This is a genomic window from Providencia rustigianii DSM 4541, from assembly GCF_000156395.1.
Taxonomy (GTDB): Bacteria; Pseudomonadota; Gammaproteobacteria; order Enterobacterales; family Enterobacteriaceae; genus Providencia; species Providencia rustigianii.
The window spans coordinates 51,267-70,096 of the sequence record NZ_GG703817.1 but is presented as its reverse complement, the minus strand read 5'-3'; the positions used below and the strand labels follow the sequence as shown (position 1 = coordinate 70,096).

At 40.6% G+C, this 18,830-nt stretch carries 17 protein-coding genes; 11 read left to right on the top strand and 6 right to left on the bottom strand.

The annotated features are described in order from the left end of the window. Positions 1–33: 33 nt before the first annotated feature. The 3 genes from PROVRUST_RS00375 to metG form a co-directional block, all read right to left on the bottom strand. The gene (locus tag PROVRUST_RS00375) at positions 34–729 is read right to left on the bottom strand and encodes a CidB/LrgB family autolysis modulator (RefSeq protein ID WP_006812679.1); all 696 of its coding nucleotides are present in this window, start codon (positions 727–729) and stop codon (positions 34–36) included. Then, positions 729–1,196 (bottom strand): CidA/LrgA family protein, encoded by a 468-nt coding sequence (locus PROVRUST_RS00370; RefSeq protein ID WP_006812678.1) that lies wholly within the window; start codon positions 1,194–1,196, stop codon positions 729–731. Before PROVRUST_RS00370 ends, PROVRUST_RS00375 begins: the two co-directional genes overlap by 1 nt. Positions 1,197–1,355: 159 nt before the next feature. Then, the gene (gene metG / locus PROVRUST_RS00365; RefSeq protein WP_006812677.1) at positions 1,356–3,383 is read right to left on the bottom strand and encodes a methionine--tRNA ligase; all 2,028 of its coding nucleotides are present in this window, start codon (positions 3,381–3,383) and stop codon (positions 1,356–1,358) included. Positions 3,384–3,619: 236 nt separating this feature from the next. Between metG and apbC the strand changes: the two genes are divergently transcribed. The 6 genes from apbC (at position 3,620) to asmA (ending at position 9,927) form a co-directional block, all read left to right on the top strand. Next, positions 3,620–4,732, top strand: coding sequence for an iron-sulfur cluster carrier protein ApbC (gene apbC, locus PROVRUST_RS00360; RefSeq protein ID WP_039854339.1), 1,113 nt, complete (start codon positions 3,620–3,622; stop codon positions 4,730–4,732). A gap of 206 nt (positions 4,733–4,938) precedes the next feature. Beyond that, positions 4,939–5,499 (top strand): LemA family protein, encoded by a 561-nt coding sequence (locus PROVRUST_RS00355; RefSeq protein ID WP_006812674.1) that lies wholly within the window; start codon positions 4,939–4,941, stop codon positions 5,497–5,499. A gap of 44 nt (positions 5,500–5,543) precedes the next feature. Then, positions 5,544–6,500, top strand: a complete 957-nt coding sequence (htpX, locus tag PROVRUST_RS00350) for a zinc metalloprotease HtpX (RefSeq protein WP_006812673.1) — start codon at positions 5,544–5,546, stop codon at positions 6,498–6,500. A 153-nt stretch (positions 6,501–6,653) separates the two neighbouring features. Then, positions 6,654–7,298 carry a uridine kinase gene (udk, locus tag PROVRUST_RS00345; protein ID WP_006812672.1) on the top strand — a complete coding sequence of 215 codons (645 nt, stop codon included), beginning with the start codon at positions 6,654–6,656 and terminating at the stop codon, positions 7,296–7,298. A 67-nt stretch (positions 7,299–7,365) separates the two neighbouring features. Then, the gene (dcd, locus tag PROVRUST_RS00340; RefSeq protein ID WP_006812671.1) at positions 7,366–7,947 is read left to right on the top strand and encodes a dCTP deaminase; all 582 of its coding nucleotides are present in this window, start codon (positions 7,366–7,368) and stop codon (positions 7,945–7,947) included. Positions 7,948–8,064: 117 nt separating this feature from the next. Then, positions 8,065–9,927 carry an outer membrane assembly protein AsmA gene (gene asmA / locus PROVRUST_RS00335; protein WP_006812669.1) on the top strand — a complete coding sequence of 621 codons (1,863 nt, stop codon included), beginning with the start codon at positions 8,065–8,067 and terminating at the stop codon, positions 9,925–9,927. 52 nt (positions 9,928–9,979) lie between these two features. Here the strand turns inward: asmA and PROVRUST_RS19995 are convergent, their stop codons facing one another. Further along, positions 9,980–10,588, bottom strand: a complete 609-nt coding sequence (locus PROVRUST_RS19995; RefSeq protein ID WP_006812668.1) for a hypothetical protein — start codon at positions 10,586–10,588, stop codon at positions 9,980–9,982. Between the two features lie 180 nt (positions 10,589–10,768). Further along, positions 10,769–12,352 (bottom strand): TerC family protein, encoded by a 1,584-nt coding sequence (locus tag PROVRUST_RS00325; RefSeq protein ID WP_006812667.1) that lies wholly within the window; start codon positions 12,350–12,352, stop codon positions 10,769–10,771. A 242-nt stretch (positions 12,353–12,594) separates the two neighbouring features. Here PROVRUST_RS00325 and gndA point away from each other — a divergent pair, with 242 nt between their 5' ends. From gndA to PROVRUST_RS00300, 5 genes are all read left to right on the top strand, one after another. Then, the gene (gene gndA / locus PROVRUST_RS00320; RefSeq protein WP_006812666.1) at positions 12,595–14,001 is read left to right on the top strand and encodes an NADP-dependent phosphogluconate dehydrogenase; all 1,407 of its coding nucleotides are present in this window, start codon (positions 12,595–12,597) and stop codon (positions 13,999–14,001) included. A 184-nt stretch (positions 14,002–14,185) separates the two neighbouring features. Further along, entirely contained in the window at positions 14,186–15,565 is a 1,380-nt protein-coding gene (locus PROVRUST_RS00315) for a DKNYY domain-containing protein (RefSeq protein ID WP_006812665.1), read from the top strand. Between the two features lie 88 nt (positions 15,566–15,653). Next, positions 15,654–16,847, top strand: coding sequence for a multidrug effflux MFS transporter (locus tag PROVRUST_RS00310; RefSeq protein WP_006812664.1), 1,194 nt, complete (start codon positions 15,654–15,656; stop codon positions 16,845–16,847). A 125-nt stretch (positions 16,848–16,972) separates the two neighbouring features. Then, positions 16,973–17,608 (top strand): CatB-related O-acetyltransferase, encoded by a 636-nt coding sequence (locus PROVRUST_RS00305; RefSeq protein WP_006812663.1) that lies wholly within the window; start codon positions 16,973–16,975, stop codon positions 17,606–17,608. Between the two features lie 171 nt (positions 17,609–17,779). Next, complete coding sequence (locus PROVRUST_RS00300; RefSeq protein WP_006812662.1) at positions 17,780–18,175, top strand: hypothetical protein; 396 nt, start codon at positions 17,780–17,782, stop codon at positions 18,173–18,175. A gap of 51 nt (positions 18,176–18,226) precedes the next feature. Here PROVRUST_RS00300 and PROVRUST_RS00295 read toward each other — a convergent pair whose 3' ends face one another. Next, positions 18,227–18,724 (bottom strand): YbaK/prolyl-tRNA synthetase associated domain-containing protein, encoded by a 498-nt coding sequence (locus PROVRUST_RS00295; protein ID WP_039853974.1) that lies wholly within the window; start codon positions 18,722–18,724, stop codon positions 18,227–18,229. Between the last annotated feature and the right edge of the window lie 106 nt (positions 18,725–18,830).

Here is an 18,830-nt window from a genome sequence, read left to right as displayed (position 1 = left end):
AGAGAGGTTAATTACCTCTCTTATTGATTCAGTTTAGCCAAATAAATGCAGAATGATAGGAAATAGGAATGGAGCGAGGAGTGAAGTAATGACACCGCATGTCATTAATGCGAGTGAACTATAGGCGCCTTCAATATAGTTAATTTCGGCGCAGCGGGCAGTTCCTAATGCGTGGGAGGCGGTTCCCATGGCTAAACCCCTTGATGCGTGAGTACGAATGCGTAGTACATCAAATAAACTGTGACCAAACATTGCTCCTAAGATCCCAACAAACAGCACGCAAGCTGCACTAATGGCAGGAATGCCACCAACAGAATCGGCGACAGCCATGGCAATCGGCGTAGTGACTGATTTTGGCAAAATAGAGCCAGCAATATCTGGCGTTGCGCCTAACCACAGCGCAATGGCAGCACCTGTAAACATGGCAACTAAGCTGCCCGCAAAGCAAATACTAAAGAGTGATTTCCATTGCGCTCGAATTTGGTGCATTTGCTCATAGAGTGGAAATGCTAGCGCAACAACCGCAGGTTGCAGTAAATCATTAAGGAGCTTACTGCCTGCGAAATAGTGCTCATAGGGGGTGCTAGTGAAAATCAACAGTGGGATAATCACCGCAATTGTTAATAATAATGGGTTTAAAATAGGTAGTTTGCACTTAATCGACAGTGCTCTTGCCAAATAAAAGACAATGATGGTGAGTGGTAGTGACCACCAAATATGCTCAAACATTATTCATTCCCCTTTGGTTTATTATCGGTAGTAACTGAAGAGATAGCATCTTCAGGGGGAAGTGGAACTTCATCTGGCTTAGCACCAACAATGGGACGTTCTTTATGGATATAGTTAGAGCTGACCGCGACCACAATCATGACGATCACCGTACTTGCTATACAGGACACAACGATCGGGATCATTTGTTGGCTGAGTAAATCATAGTAATTCATGATCCCTACACCAATCGGTACAAACAGTATCGTCATGTTTTTCAGTAAGATGCTACAACCTGGTTTTGCCCAATGTGCAGGAATGACTTGTAAGGCGAGTAGCACAAACAGTAATAACATTCCCACGATGCTACCGGGAATGGAGAAAGGAAGTAGTTTGGAAATTAGATTTCCGATAATGAGGCAGAGATAAAGTATTGCGAAGGCTCGCAAATATTGCCATCCGGTTATCAATACTTGTTTAAGTGACATGGGACTTGTCCTATAGCTCGACAGGCATTCATCATACAATTAACTTGCAAAATGTGCCATAGATCACAAATAAAAATTCATAAAAAAACGGAGCGCACAAGAGTGGCTCCGTTATTTGCTTACAGTATTTAATGCCGTATTAGCAACAACAAGAATGGCTTACTTAACTTGCATTCCTGGTTGTGCGCCATTATCAGGGCTCAGTAAGTAAATATCTTTACCGCCGGGACCCGCTGCCATCACCATGCCTTCAGAGATACCAAAGCGCATTTTACGTGGAGCAAGGTTAGCAACCATAACGGTTAAGCGGCCTTCCAGCACTTTAGGGTCTGGATATGCAGAGCGAATGCCAGAGAAGACTTGGCGATTTTCACCACCAATATCTAACTGTAATTTTAGTAACTTATCAGAACCTTCAACAAACTCAGCTTGCTTAATTAAGGCAATACGCAGGTCAATTTTTGCGAAATCATCAAAATTAATTGTCTCTTGAATTGGATCATCTGCCAGAGGTCCTGTTAGCTGTTTTACCGGCTGGATAGTCTGTTTAGAGGCTTCTACCATTGCTTCAACTTTAGCCATCTCAATGCGGTTGAATAATGCCTTGAATGGAGCAACATCATGATTAAGTAACGGTTTGTTGATTGCATCCCACTCTAATTTCACATTTAAGAAATCTTCAGCGCGCTGAGTTAAGCTTGGAAGAACAGGTTTTAGGTAAGTCATTAATACACGGAACAGGTTGATACCCATTGAACAGATATCTTGCAATTCTTGATCTTTGCCTTCTTGTTTCGCGACAACCCAAGGGGCTTTTTCATCAACGTAGCGGTTTGCAATATCAGCCAGAGCCATGATTTCACGAACTGCTTTACCATATTCACGATTAGTATAAGCGTCGCCAATCACTTGTGCGGCATCAACAAACTGTTGGTATAGCTCAGGTTCAGCCAGATTTGCAGATAATTTTCCGCTAAACCGCTTAGCAATAAAGCCCGCATTACGTGAAGCAAGGTTGACCACTTTATTGACGATATCGCTATTCACGCGTTGAACAAAATCTTCTAAATTCAAATCGATATCATCGATTCTTGAAGAAAGTTTAGCGGCATAGTAATAACGTAGACAATCAGCATCAAGGTTATCTAAATAAGAACGCGCGGTAATAAATGTTCCGCGAGATTTAGACATTTTGGCACCGTTGACTGTCACATAACCGTGAACAAATAGATTAGTTGGCTTACGGTAGTTACTGCCTTCTAACATTGCTGGCCAGAACAGGCTGTGGAAATAAACGATATCTTTACCGATGAAGTGATATAGGTCGGTTTTAGAATCTTTATTCCAGAATTCATCAAAGTTTAGGTCTCCACGCTTGTCACAGAGGTTTTTAAATGACCCCATATAACCAATTGGAGCATCCAACCAGACATAGAAATATTTACCGGGAGCATCTGGGATTTCGAAACCAAAATAAGGAGAATCTCGAGTGATATCCCACTGATGTAAACCAGATTCAAACCACTCTTGCATTTTGTTCGCAACTTGCTCTTGCAGTGCGCCTGAGCGAGTCCATGCTTGGAGCATGTCGCTAAATGCAGGAAGGTCAAAGAAAAAGTGTTCAGTTTCACGCATAACTGGTGTGGCACCAGAGACAACAGAACGAGGATTAATCAGTTCTGTTGGGCTATACGTTGCGCTACAAACTTCACAGTTATCGCCGTATTGGTCTTCCGCTTTACATTTTGGACAAGTTCCTTTGACGAAACGGTCTGGCAAGAACATGCCTTTTTCCGGATCGTAAAGCTGAGAAATGGTTTTACTCTTGATAAAACCATTATTCTTTAACTTGCCATAAATCATTTCAGATAACTGTTTGTTTTCTTCACTATGGGTTGAGTGATAGTTATCGTAGCTAATTTGGAAGCCAGCAAAATCGTTCTGATGCTCTTGGTTCATTGCCGCGATCATCTCTTCTGGAGAAATGCCTAGCTGCTGAGCTTTCAGCATGATCGGGGTTCCGTGCGCATCGTCAGCACAGATAAAATGAACTTCTTTGCCGCGCATTCGCTGATAACGGACCCAAATATCAGCCTGAATGTGCTCCAGAATATGACCGAGATGGATTGAACCGTTAGCATATGGTAACGCACAGGTTACCAGTAATTTATTCGCGACTTGAGACATAGTAACTTTCTTACTTCCATTATTAATAAAGGGTCTTTGATGTTAACCGATCAATAAAGATGTCGCTAGGGCAATAAAATATTAATCGGCGTTTAGCAGGAAAAAATTGAGGGTGGAAACAAATTTTTACTGTTTGTGGTTTTTCATTCGCTAGGCGGTCACTATTTTTTTCGTTCTCTGCTATCATGCATCGTAGTCAAAAATCTGTAGTTAAAAAAGAAAATAAAGGAGCCGGGATGAACGATAAATCCCCCGAGCAGAACAAACCAGAACTGCTGACTGAACAAGTCTCCACTGTTTTGGCTTCATTTACACACCCAACACTCCAGCGCAATTTGATATCAATCAAAGCATTGCATCATTGTGCGTTGTTGGACAATGTGTTGCATGTCGAATTAGTTATGCCATTTGTCTGGAAAGGACCATTTCAAACGCTGATTAGCGAAAAAACCGCTGAATTAAAGCAATTGACGGGTGCTCACGCCATTGAATGGAAACTTCGCCACGATATCACGACGCTTAAACGTGCCAATGATTTGCCTGGCATCAATGGCGTTCGTAATATTCTTGCGGTGAGCTCAGGTAAAGGTGGGGTGGGTAAATCCAGTACTTCCGTTAACTTGGCTTTAGCATTAGCGCAAGAAGGTGCCAAAGTTGGGATCTTGGATGCGGACATTTATGGTCCATCCATCCCAAACATGTTAGGAACTACGCTAGAACGACCAACATCCCCTGATGGTCAACACATGGCTCCTATCATGGCCTATGGTTTAGCGACCAACTCAATTGGTTACTTAGTCACCGATGACAACGCGATGGTATGGCGTGGCCCAATGGCAAGTAAAGCCTTAATGCAGATGCTGCAAGATACATTGTGGCCAGATCTGGATTACTTGGTCATCGATATGCCACCGGGAACAGGTGACATCCAATTGACTCTATCACAAAATATTCCTGTGACTGGCGCAGTGGTTGTAACCACACCGCAAGACATCGCATTAGTGGATGCGATGAAAGGTATTGTGATGTTTAAGAAAGTCAACGTGCCTGTACTGGGTGTTGTTGAAAATATGAGCGCACATATTTGTAGTAACTGTGGCCATATTGAGCCTATCTTTGGTACCGGTGGTGCAGAGAAATTGGCTGAAAAATACAATACAAAACTGTTAGGTCAGGTACCGTTACATATCTCATTACGTGAAGACCTTGACCGTGGTCAACCGACTGTGATGCGTGACCCTGAAGGCGAATTTGCGGATATTTACCGTGAAATTGCCTCAAATATTTCAGCATTAATGTACTGGGAAGGGGATAAGATCCCAACAGAGATTTCTTTCCGCGCGGTATAATTAATCTGAACTGATAAAGGGCTATTTAGTTGTTAATGACTAAGTAGCCTTTTTTGTTGCAAAAAATCTTATTTTTCGATTGTTCTGATTTATCTCGAAACAGTTTCTTTATCATTAGATGCTGCGTAGAATGTCAGGTAATAAGTGTATTTAATCCTAATAAATGACTGTGTTTATTCCGATGGCAAACCGCCTAAAAGGTGATTATGAAATTTTTAATTTTTATTGTCGTGCTGGTACTGATCGTTATCTATTTTTATAACCGTATCGTGGCACTACGTGAAGCAGTAATCTCCAGTGAAACCGAAATTTCAGTTCAATTGGATCGTCGCGGAAAAGTATTTGATAGCTTACTGGCAACGGTCAAAAAATATTTAAGTCATGAGTCGGAAGTTTTTAGCAAAATTACAGAATTAAGAGCGCAATCGCAAAATGCATCGGGTAACCAAGCTCGTGAAGCGGAAGATGCACTATCTAAAATGGTTAGCAGCGGGGCAATTAATGTCGCCGTTGAGGCTTATCCAGAGCTAAAATCTGATGCCATTATGGCAAATTTACAGGAAGAAATTGTTTCTTCAGAAAACAAGCTGTCTTTCGCTAAACGTGGCTATAATCGCTCTCTAGAAACTTATAATGCCTATATTGCATCGATGCCAGCAGCTCTGATTGTCGGCATTATTCCAAGTTTGAAAATTTCTAAAGAATATTGGCGTTTAGATGAAGCTGAAATTAAAGCTGAAGAATCTCGCCGAATTAATTTCGACTAAATTTATGTCGACTAAGTTAGTGTCGCTACTGGCAGGTTTTTATTATGGATTTTAGAAACGTCATTCGCAAAAATAACTTTCGTACTCGGTTAGTTGTGATGAGTTATATTTTTTTGATGCTGGTTATCGGATTACTTGCTGATACTGCAACTCATCCTGATGAGAGAATTGATTTTACCTCTAATCTGATTAGCTTTATGACGTTTCAACAGTTACCTGTAGCGACATTGATTATCTTAGGACTGACATTTCTTGGGTTGCTATATATTCATTTCTTCGGGCATAAATTGATGCTTGCGGGAATGAATGCCCGAGAAATTACTCAAGAAGGCGCATCAACTCCAGAAGAACGACAATTATTCAATATTCTCGAAGAGTTAAGTTTAAGTGCCACATTAGGCTATATTCCGCGTCTATATATTCTCGAAAGTGATGAACCTAATGCTTTTGCTGCCGGTTGGAATTCTCGAAATGCCTTAGTTGGCGTGACCCGAGGATTGTTGCAAACCTTAAACCGCCAAGAAGTACAAGCGGTGCTGGCTCACGAAGTCGGGCATATTATTCACGGGGATTCAAAGTTGACGCTGTATGTTGGGATCCTTGCCAACGTTATTCTGACCGTGACCAATTTATTTGCCCAAATCTTTATTCGCTCAGCGGGGCGTAGCCGTAATAATTCTGCTAATAAAGCACAAACAATTTTATTATTACTGAATATCCTATTACCGATTATTACCCAAGTTCTCTATTTCTATTTATCTCGAACTCGTGAATATATGGCGGATGCTGCGGCAGTAGATTTGACGTCAGATAACCAAGCGATGATCAGCGCATTGAAGAAAATTTCAGGTAATCATCAGCAGCATGATTATGATGATCAAAGCACTGGTCAGGCGTACCGTAAGGCGGCCTATATTTTCAATAAAGGTGATTCGGTATTTTCAACGCACCCATCTATAGAAAATCGTATTGCAGCTTTAGAAGGGCGTAAACAGTTTTAATTATGCTGTAATACAAAACTGAAGATGTTTTTTTATCAGAGTTTGATGACTGAGGCTGGTGCCGCGTGTCATTACCCCCTATAATTCCCGCCAACCATAACATTTTGCTGTTATGCATTTCATATCAAAATTTTTCAACCAGGTTACCATTTTATGACTGACACATCGCATCACTGTACCATTGTAGGTATATCGGGAGCCTCTGCATCTGGCAAAAGCCTAATTGCGAGTACCTTATATCGGGAATTAAGAGAAAAGGTCGGTGATCATAATATCGGTGTTATTCCAGAAGACTGCTACTATAAAGATCAAACAAATATTCCAATGGAAGAACGACTTAAGGTTAATTATGACCATCCGAACTCCATGGATCACAGCTTACTCTATGAACACCTTAAGGCACTAAAAAGTGGCCAATCCGTAGAGATTCCTCAGTACGACTATGTTGCTCATACCCGTAAAGAACAAACTATTAGTTTTAAACCAAAAAAAGTCATTATTATTGAAGGTATTCTATTATTAACGGATAAGCGTTTACGTGAAGAGATGGATTTCTCTATTTTTGTGGATACGCCATTGGATATCTGCTTAATGCGTCGTATTAAACGTGATGTTAATGAAAGGGGCAGAACCTTAGATTCAGTGATTGACCAGTACAATAAAACGGTACGTCCAATGTTTTTACAATTTATTGAGCCGTCAAAGCAATATGCCGATATTATCGTCCCTCGTGGTGGTAAAAATCGTGTGGCGATTGATATTTTGAAAGCTAAAATTGGTGAATTCTGTCAAGAGTAATTGTGCCACACATAACCAACGATAATACTGTTATGGATACATAAAATAATGAAGGGGGAAAGTGATCATGCGTCTTTGTGACCGCGATATAATTCAGTGGATGGATGAAGGTCGATTAGTTATTAACCCGCGCCCACCAATTGAACGAATCAATGGTGCGACTGCCGATGTGCGGCTTGGAAATCAATTCCGTGTTTTTCAAGGCCATACAGCGGCATTTATTGACCTTAGTGGACCCAAAGATGAGGTTACTGCGGCTTTAAATCGAGTCATGAGCGATGAAATTATCCTTAAAGACGATGAGCCTTTCTTCCTCCATCCAGGGGAGCTAGCCTTAGCAGTGACCCTTGAGTCTGTAACACTTCCTGATAACCTTGTTGGTTGGTTGGATGGTCGTTCATCTTTGGCTAGACTTGGTTTAATGGTTCACGTGACCGCCCACCGTATTGATCCAGGTTGGTGTGGCCAGATTGTATTAGAATTTTACAATTCAGGTAAATTGCCTTTAGCCCTGCGTCCGGGTATGGTGATTGGAGCACTGAGCTTTGAACCACTGTCAGGCAGCGCCGATCGTCCTTATAATAGTCGGCAGGATGCCAAATATAAAAACCAACAAGGTGCAGTTGGTAGCCGTATCAGCGAAGATTAATTGTTACGGTAAAGCGACAAGCGCTCCCCTTCTTAATGGAGTTGAAGGGGAAAACTTGCGTAAGCTTCAGGGACAGGTAGCTCAGGGTGTGACAAACAGAGTGAAAGAGAGGGAAGAATGAAACGTTTTTTGACGACACTGATTATTTTACTTGTTGTATTAGTGGCAGGACTTGCAGCTTTAGTGATGTTGGTTAACCCGAATGATTTTAGGGGCTACATAGTCGAACAAGTTGAGAAAAAAAGTGGTTATCAATTTGCCTTCAACGGTGATTTGCGTTGGCATGTATGGCCGACATTAAGCATTATTACCGGTCCAATCTCTGTTACTGCGCCTAATGCTACTCAACCAGTACTAAGTGCAGAAAATATGCGCTTAGACGTTGAATTATGGCCGCTTATCTCTCATCGATTGTCTGTAGAACAGGTAGTTATTGACGGTGCCGTCATCAGAAAAACGCCAGAAAGTGAAGCTGTCATCCAGCGTAAAGTGCCTATTGCCCCTGGCGGTAGTCAAGTTCCTGCAGAGCCATCAGATAAAAATCAATGGTTATTGGATATCAGTAAAATCGATATCACTAACAGTTTAGTTATCTGGCAAACTGCGAAAGATGAATACAATCTACGTAATATTAATTTGTCGTTGAAGAAAAATAATGACAAGCAAGTTTCGGTAAAATTCAGCGGTAATCTCAATAAAAATCAACAAGAACTGAATTTTGATCTTAATTCTGATGTAGATTTATCTAAATTATCTCAGCAAGTTAGTGGTCAGGTTACTCAGTTTGACTATCAGCTAAAAGGGGTTGACCTACCTGAAAATGGGATTACAGGAAAAGTCACAACAGATTTTCTATATACAAAGGCTGATACCAGCGCAGTAAATCTCAATAATTTAATTGTCCAAGCGAATGACAGTGAGTTGAAGGGGAATATCCATGTTGGTTTAACTGATATTCCTGATATCGTCGTTAATTTATCATCGACTTCACTAAATCTCGATAGCCTATTAGGGCAAGCCCCAGCATCTGGAAATAGCACAACACTTAATAATGCATCGGAAGATGTGGTCAATAATAATGAGCGTATTGGTGTTAAACCGGTTATTTCTGGTTCTAATATGGATAAATACGATCTTACTGGGCTGAAATCGTTTACTGCAAATATTAATGTGGCAGTGGATAGTTTAATTTATCGTGGAATGACCGTCACGATGGTTAATTTTAATGCACAAAACCAATATCCTCGTTTAACTGTTTCTCAGTTAGAGGGACAAGCCTTTGGTGGGCAATTCTCTCTTCCTGTTACGGTTAATTACAGCGGAATTCCTGCACAAGTTTCTGCAAAGCCGAACTTTAAAAATATTGATTTAACTCCATTATTGAAAGCTTTCCATATGCCTGAAAAGCTCAGTGGAATTATCTCGCTAAATGCTGAGTTATCTGGTTCTGGCTATGATGATTATGCAGTAAAAAATCAATGGCAGGGGCCTCTTAACTTCGAGTTACGTGATGCCAAACTAGCAGATTTAAATATTCCTCAATTAATCCAACAGTCAATTTCTCGGGTGACCAATAAAATTAATGCACCAACCAATATGAATAACTTCACGGAAGTTGATTTATTTACGGTGTCTGGATATTTAAATAAAGGCAATATGAATATTGCCTCGCTACGCGCTACGTCTCCATTGTTAGGAATTACGGGGCAAGGGCGAGTGAATATTCCAAAAGAAACGATTGATGTGAATTTGGGGGTTAACATTCTAGGTGGTTGGGCTGGGGATTCTCGCCTAATCAAACAACTCAGTGGCGTAATTATACCACTGCGTATTTATGGCAGCTGGAACAATCTTCAATATCAACTAGATGTAGAGAAATTACTACGAAATGAAATTCGAACCCAAGCGAAAGAAGCAATAGGTAATTTTTTGAAAAAAGAAGAAGTTAAAGGGTTTGATGATTTACTAAATGCCTTGTAATTTAGGTATAGAGCCGCCCTTAATGGGCGGTTTATAATATTATGAAGTTTAGTTATTTATAACCATTCTCAGCATAATCACGCTTTCTTTGTGATCTTTCTGCAATTTTGTCAGAAAGGTCATAATAACCTCTCTGTGGCTCTATTTTTTTATCCTGCTGTTCTTCCTCTAACAGCTCTTTAGAGCTAGGGCTAGTTTCTTGGAGTTTCGTCATTTCATTTTTTAGTCGATTTATTTGACTATTTTCTGATTTATATTCTTTCTCCAATGATTCCAGATCTATTTTTTTAGATTTATGGTGCTTATAGCTTGAGCTATCCAGCTTATCTTTAAGTTCTGTGATTTTTTTTCCCAACTCGTTTATTTTATTATTTATATTTTTGAAAATAGGTAAATCATTTGTGATTAAATGTTTTGTAGGAATGTTTTCGCCAATAAAGAGGATGTCTTTTATAGAAGAAATGAGAGTATTCACTTCATTATGAAGTTGCTTTATATCTTTCAAATGAACTGTTTTTTTATCCGTTGTAACTTGTGGATGTTGCTGCGAATCATTCTTCACACTCTTTGCTGTACGAGTAAATTCTGTCGTTTTGCCTTGTTGATCTGTCACGCTCATACGGCGAATCTGAACTTGCGGTGAGGTATTTATAGCTTTCATCAGTAGAGTCTCAGTAAAAGTAAAATTATCAAATGAATTGAATTATTCAATGCGTAAATAATTTTTTCTTTTAAAAAACGCTACTGATTTGAAATAAAAAAATCTGCTCAGATTTAAAGCAAAAAAAATACCAGCTCAATATAGGATAAAGGCTGGTATTTAATCTTATATTAATCGCGATTAGTCATCGACATAATCATAACCATCACCTTCAGGTGCTGGTGGAGTGATTAAGACTTTATTGATACGGTGGCTTATTACCTCAAGAGGCTGGAAAGTACAGCCGTTAATCAGAACTTGCTCACCAACTTCAGGGACACGCTGTAAATGTTCCATCAATAGACCCGCGATAGTTTCATATTCACGTTTATCATCTAAAGGCATTGGAACATACATAATCAAATCTTCTAGCGGCATAAAGCCATTGGCAATCCAAGTGCCATCTTCTAGCTTTTGAATATCATGTCGTGAGTCATTTTCTTCATCACCCACGGGCAAGTTGCCTGCGATAGTTTCCATTACGTCAGTTAGCGTCACAATACCTTCAATTGAGCCAAACTCATCAACGACAAAGGCAAAGTGAGTATGAGCCTGACGGAACTGTTCTAATGCTTTTAACAATGACAAACCTTCAGGGAAGATCAGCGGTTGAGTGACTAAAGCACGTAAATCTAACGGCGCGCCACTGAGTTGCTGTTTCACTAAATCAAGGACATGGACAACACCGATAGGCTCATCGCTAATGGTTTCATCGACCATCACAAAACGAGAGTGAGGGTTCTTCTGCATCATTTGGAGTAAGTCGCTGGATGATTTATTAATATCTAAATAATCCACGTCATGACGGGAAGTCATAATACTTTCCACGTTACGCTGTGCCATGCCTAATACACGGGCAATCATTAAGCGTTCTTGAGGATCAAAAACAGACTGATTGTCCGAGATTAAATCAGAAGTTCGAGGGTCTAACTCACCGTGTTCTGTTTTGCCATTTAAAATACGTAATACCGCTTCAGCTGTACGCTCACGTAATGGGCGGGTACCGGTTAGGAATTTACGTCGGTTAAACTGAGCAAATTGGTTGAGTACCTCTATCATGATAGAGAAACCAATCGCGGCATACAGGTAACCTTTCGGAATGGCGTAACCAAAACCTTCTGCAACCAAGCTGAAACCAATCATCAATAAGAAGCTTAAACATAGGATGACGATGGTTGGATGCGCGTTAACAAAGCTGGTCAGTGGTTTACTTGCCCAGATCATTAACATCATGGCGATAGTGACCGCAGCAATCATCACTCCGATATGGTCAACCATACCGACTGCGGTGATAACGGAGTCAAGAGAAAATACCGCATCAAGTACGATGATTTGCGCTACAACCGCCCAGAAATTGGAGGTTTTGCGTTGATTATTTGTATGCTCGTCTTTACCTTCTAACCGTTCGTTTAGCTCCATTGTTGCTTTAAACAAGAGGAATATTCCCCCGAGCAACATGATAAGATCGCGGGCACTAAACGGGTGCTCAAAGAGGGTTAGGATAGGCTTGGTCAGCGTGATTAACCACGATAGGCTGAATAGTAAAATAACACGCATAACAAGGGCACACATTAACCCTGTGATACGAGCTTTATCACGCAGCTTAGGTGGAAGTTTATCTGCCAGAATGGCGATAAAAACAAGGTTATCAATACCAAGAACGATTTCTAGAACGATAAGGGTAGCGAGACCAGCCCAAATCGAAGGATCTGCGATCCATTCCATACAGTTTGTTTTACCTTCTGATATGACGGCTTATACCGACCGATGAATAATGAGGTTTATTGGCATAAATATCAATAAAAAATCACCTAACTTAAGTAATAATTGGCAAAAAATGATTCTATTGCGTTATCGATTGCATCAATAACTACCATGGAGAACCATCCTGAGTTAACATGTGATCCCGTTAACAGAATGTCAGCACAATCGATGCTGACTTGGTCCTAATCAGACAGGAGTTTTTCATGTCAAAGCAGCAGATTGGTGTTGTCGGAATGGCTGTCATGGGTCGTAATTTAGCCCTGAACATTGAAAGTCGCGGTTATTCAGTCTCTATCTATAACCGTTCACAAGATAAAACAGACGAAGTCATTGCCGAAAATCCAGGGAAAAAATTAGTTCCCAACTATACGATTGAAGAGTTTGTCGACTCTCTGGAGAAACCACGCCGTATCCTGTTGATGGTTAAAGCGGGCGAAGCAACAGATAAAACTATTGCTGCATTAACACCACATTTAGACAAAGGCGATATCTTAATCGATGGTGGTAACACACTGTATAAAGATACTATCCGCCGCAATCGTGAACTGTCAGAGCAAGGCTTTAACTTCATCGGGACAGGTGTTTCTGGTGGTGAAGAAGGCGCATTGAAAGGTCCTTCAATCATGCCTGGCGGTCAAAAAGAAGCTTACGAATTAGTTGCTCCAATCTTAAAAGAAATCGCAGCTAAAGCAGAAGGTGAACCTTGCGTGACTTACATCGGTCCAGATGGCGCAGGTCACTATGTGAAAATGGTTCACAACGGTATCGAATATGGCGATATGCAGCTAATCGCCGAAGCGTACTCTCTATTAAAAGGTTCTTTGAACTTAAATAATGAAGAGCTGGCTGAAATCTTTGGTGAGTGGAACCAAGGGGAGCTGAGCAGCTACTTGATCGAAATTACAGCCGATATCTTTAAGAAGAAAGACGAAGAAGGCACTTATCTGGTTGATGTAATTTTAGATGAAGCCGCTAACAAAGGTACGGGAAAATGGACTAGCCAAAGTGCGCTAGACTTAGGTATTCCATTGACGCTGATCACTGAGTCTGTTTTTGCTCGTTATCTTTCTTTCTTAAAAGACCAACGTGTTGCTGCATCCAAAGTATTAACGGGTCCTGTAGCGAAATCAGTTGAAGGCGATAAAAAAGTCTTTATTGAGAAAGTTCGCCGTGCACTTTACTTAGGTAAAATCGTCTCTTATGCACAAGGCTTCCAGCAATTAAAAGCGGCTTCAGATGAGTATAATTGGGATCTGAACTACGGTGAAATTGCAAAAATCTTCCGTGCGGGTTGTATTATTCGTGCGCAATTCCTGCAAAAAATCACTGATGCATACAATGACAATGCAAAAATTGCCAACTTACTGTTAGCACCATACTTCAAGCAAATTGCTGATGAATATCAACAAGCTCTGCGTGATGTGGTGTGCTACGGCGTGCAAAATGGTATCCCAACACCAACGTTCTCTGCGGCTATCTCATATTACGATAGCTACCGTTCAGCGGTACTGCCAGCGAATCTGATCCAAGCTCAGCGCGATTATTTCGGTGCTCATACCTATAAACGTACTGATAAAGACGGTGTTTTCCACACTGAGTGGATGGAATAAGTTATAGCCCCTCGGGGTTGATTCCATAACGTTAAAAAAAAGGTGCCTCATTGGGCACCTTTTTTGTTTTTCTTTTATTATTTAGCCACTTTCAGATTGGTCGCGTTTCTATTTTCCCCGCTTTCACATTAAATATCGCCATATAACTCAATTCCCAATAACGACAAGACTCCGTAGAAAAATAATGAAAATCAAAACAATAAGCTTAATGGTGATTGGCTTTATCTTTTTAGTCTTGATTCTATTTATCTCGGGCATGCTGTTATCTATGAATAACGGCGAATCTTCCTATGAAATTGATCAGAATGGCGAAAAAGTAGGGCACAGCATCTATACCATTTATCACGGTAAGGTTTATGCCAGTGTTCCCAGCAACGGTAAATATGTAATTGATGAAGCGGACCCGGTTAGTTTTCAGTTACTCTCTGAAGAGTCTTACTATGAACGGCAGTTTGGTATCGATAAGAATCACGCTTATTGTGGCAACTTGATTATTTCTAGCTTTAATCCTAAAACGGCGAAATCGATAGGAAACAGTTATTTTACGGATGGAAATCAAACGGTGTATTGCGCAATGGGGTCGGTGATAAATGACGACCTTTCAACGCTTGATGAACTGACTCAAACATGGCTACATGGTTGGGGTTTAGGAAAAAAGCCCCAAACCTATATTTATCCTATGATACCGTTACCTGTTTCTCCGACGCTTTATCGGCCATTACTCAAATTATATCTCGTGACTGATGGTCAGCGAGTATTTTATAAAGGCGAGTATATGCCGAATGCTGATCCACAACAGTTACAGGATATTGGGTCATTACAATACGATGATTCAGTACGGGATAGTCATCAATTTTATCGTGATAATCTGAATGTGTATTTTCAACAATATCTATTGCCAATCAAAAGTCATTCTGGCCTATACACGTTAACATTAGATGGTTTGCACCAAGAGGGATATTTAATCGATCCTGAGTCCGGAATAGTGTCGATGAATGATCTTGTTTTTCCTGAGATAAATGCGCCGTATCATTTAATCAGTCGGCATGGTAGTCATGTAAATCAAGCCCTATTTTTATCAAAAAATGGCGTATTTTTTTATCATCGAGAAAAAGAAATTATTGTTCGTGCAGGTGATAATCCGTTTGTCTCTGGGGAGTTGAAAGAAATAGCCCCCTCTGTGTTTACTCACCATAATCAAACCTATTATTTGCAAGACTCGGAGCTATGGGGAACCAATAGAAGCCCAGGGTTGATTTCCCGTAGCACGAAAATTTATCGACTTAATGAAAGTAATGTATCGCCTTGGGAAAAGGTTGGTAGCCTAGATAATCATTATTTCGGTGAGGTTTGGCGAAAGGGAAATGAGTATTACTATTTTGATAATCTAGGCTCAACTCAAGGTATTCGGCGTACTATTTATCGAATTATTGATCAAAACATGGCGATACGCTTAGTGAATGAACGGTTTCTACCTCGAGATCTTCGTAAATTAATTGATGATGAGAAACTTGTGCCAGTACAAGGTACTGAGCTTGTTCAAGCGATCACTAAGTATCGATAAGATTCGATTTATAGGCAGACATTCTGATATTATCGTTAGCTATTTTAAAAATTGAATAAATAATATTCATCTGCTTAGAATCGGTCATATGCATAAATTTCTCACGCTCCTGCTTTTATTAGTTTTATTAGGCCCTTTGGGAATAGATTTATATTTACCTACTATTCCTAAAATTGCTGAAGACTTAAAGAGTAGTGAATCTGTCATTCAATCTACCATTGGGTTATTTATCCTCATACTTGGGATTGGGCAACTTATATCAGGACCGTTGGTTGACCGATATGGGCGAAAACCAGTCGCAATTATTGGTTTAGTTGTCTATTTAATCGGCGCAATCGTCGCTGCATTTTCAACGACCGCTGGAATGTTTATTGCCTCGCGATTACTGCAAGGAGCTGCGGTATGTTGTACATCAGTCGTGGCATTTAGCTGTGTTCGTGACCGAATGAATGGTACTGACGCAGCTCGTGCTTTTGGTTTTTTAAATGGCACATTGAATATCGTTCCTGCACTTGCACCTTTATTAGGTGGGCTATTAGCCGAGGCATGGGGATGGCGAGCCCCATTTTGGTTCCTCGCACTTTATGCGGTGGTTATCTTTATTTTAATTATTATGTTCTTGCCCGAAACTCGACCTGCAAGTTTGCAGCAAATTAAAAAACTTCAGTTTAAAAATTATTTCCGAATTTTGACGAGTGAACATTTCTTTATTTTTTCGTTGGTCAATGCGGGGGCCATGGGAATGGCGCTCACCTATGTCTCTCTCGCTCCTAGCGTATTAATGGGGGATGCACAGCTCAGCCCATTAGAATTTTCGATTGTATTTGGTGTTAATGGTTTTTGGATCATGCTAGCAAGCTACTTTGCCAATTACTGTATTCGTAAAATGGGACGTCCGGCTTGCCTCTCTATCGGTAGTGTGATGATGGCATTAGGTTGTGCGGGACTATTGTTAGGCTTGACCTTGCTATCTCCGCAAACACAAACCCATTGGTTGGTGTATATGCTCCCAGTTGCTTGCGCTTGTACAGGATTAGCGTTCATGATGGGAACTGCAACCAGCTATGCCTTAGAGCCTTTTGGTAATGAAGCGGGAGCCGCTTCGGCGCTGGTGGGCTTCGTTCAAATGGCGGGAGGTGCTGCGCTTGGTTTATGTGCGATTGCATTGCCGATGGAACCGAAACTGTCACTGGCTTTAGTGATGCTAGCAGGATGTATTTTTGGCATTATCGCCAGAAAAACCAGCATCAAACGAGCCACTATTATTGAAAAGGTTGCATAGTAATGATGATAAGTAACCCTAGATTAAAACAGCCGAGGATAGGCTAAGGGTGATGTAAGTGAACGCGATTACATCACCATAGACAGCGTTCTATGGTAACGAAACAGATTACAAGGTGACTTACCATGAAAAAGAAACATTGGTCTAAATATCAATTACTGCATGAAGTTGTGCAAAATCCGAATATTCATATTAAAGGCTGTCACAGCTATTACAGTGACTGCTGGGATAATGGGTTTGAGCAATCCGTTGTTCGCTATTTGCAAGGTGACGAGCAGAGCCGAGATTGGCAATTAGCCTGGAATGTAGACCAACTCTATATTGGCGATTATGTGTGTATTGGCAGTGAAGCCGTTATTTTGATGGGTGGAAATCATACCCATCGAATGGACTGGTTTTGTGTATATCCTTTTATTGAGCATATTGAAGACGCGTATGTCGGTAAAGGGGATACCGTGATTGCTGATGGCGTATGGATTGGGATGCGTGCATTTATTATGCCGGGCATTAATCTTGGTGAAGGTGCGGTCATTGCGGCGAATAGCATGGTCACTAAAGACGTGCCACCTTACACGATTGTTGGTGGCAACCCAGCAAAACCGATCGGCACTCGATTTTCGCCAGATATTATTGAACAGCTTCTTGCATTGAAAATTTATGATTGGAGTGAAACGAAGTTTTCAGCACTGAGAGCATTTATTTGCCAAACGGATTTTCTCGCATTGAGAAATGCCAGTGAAGAATATGATAAGGAAAACTAATTCTTCATGAATTACTGACTATGTGGGCTATCAATCGATAGCCCTTTTTTCGGAATAATCCCCATGAATACTATGGTTATAAGGGTGTATTTATAGTCGTAAAAAGAGTAAATTGGTATTGAGTAAAAATAGCCGTTACCATCAATGCAGTATCAATTCGAGTAGGCCACTATGAGAAAATTGATAAGCAGATCTCTGAGTACCTTGGTTTTTATCGGTTATTTACTATCATCCAATCTCTATGCATCATCTGAAGTCTCCATTGCTAGCCCTGCACCAGTCAGTATTTTTAATGTTGAAGTTAAATATAATGATGAGCTTGATGAGTTTGAACTAACTGGCGTTGTCACCAATATTTCGAATGTTGTTCTATATCAAACCTATATTGGCTTTGACTTACTCAAAGATGATATGTGGGTCGGTGAAATTAACTATAAGATTCAAAAATCTATCAAGCCTAATCAGAAGGTTTTTTTTATCCGAACACTTCCTCCAATGGAAATTACCCCAAATGGATTTAGCATTAACGAGACATTAGCAACCTATTACTTAGACTATCAACATTGATAATTGGTAGGGATGCTAACAGTTAGACTGTTGGCATCCAACATGACAAACTCACTCGACTTCAGTACGAATAAATTCCACTAGAGTAGGCTTTGCAATTCTTTGATAATCATGGGTATTAAGAATAATTGATCGTTCAAGGCTGCCCGCATTGAAGGCTAATTCTTCAAATCGAGTAAAGAGATAAGGGTCTGCAATCAGTGTTAATGAAGGATGAAAACTGAAAGGAGGAATTGCACCAAAGACACAGTGGGTTAGCTCATCGACCTCTTTAGGGCTGGCGAGTGAGGCTCGCGTTCCACCAATAGCCTTTGCTATCTTGCTTAAATCTGCTTGCTGATCTGCTGGAAGAATCGCTAATACATGCTGGCGAAGACCGTTTCCTTTCACATGGCAAACGAGTCCTTTAGCCCCTTGCCCTAACTGAGTTCCCCGTATTTTAGCAACTTCTTCAGATTTACCCGCCGTTGGGTGCTCAATCACACGATACTTTGCATGATGATTATCAAGTAACTGGGTTAATTGCGTAAAAATTCCATTATCAGACACAACATTCACCTTTTAAATCCACATCGAATGAGGGGAATGATAGCAAGTTCAAGAGGAGAAACAATGGCAGTTTGTGAAGAAAAAAGGTGCCTATAGGATTAGGCAC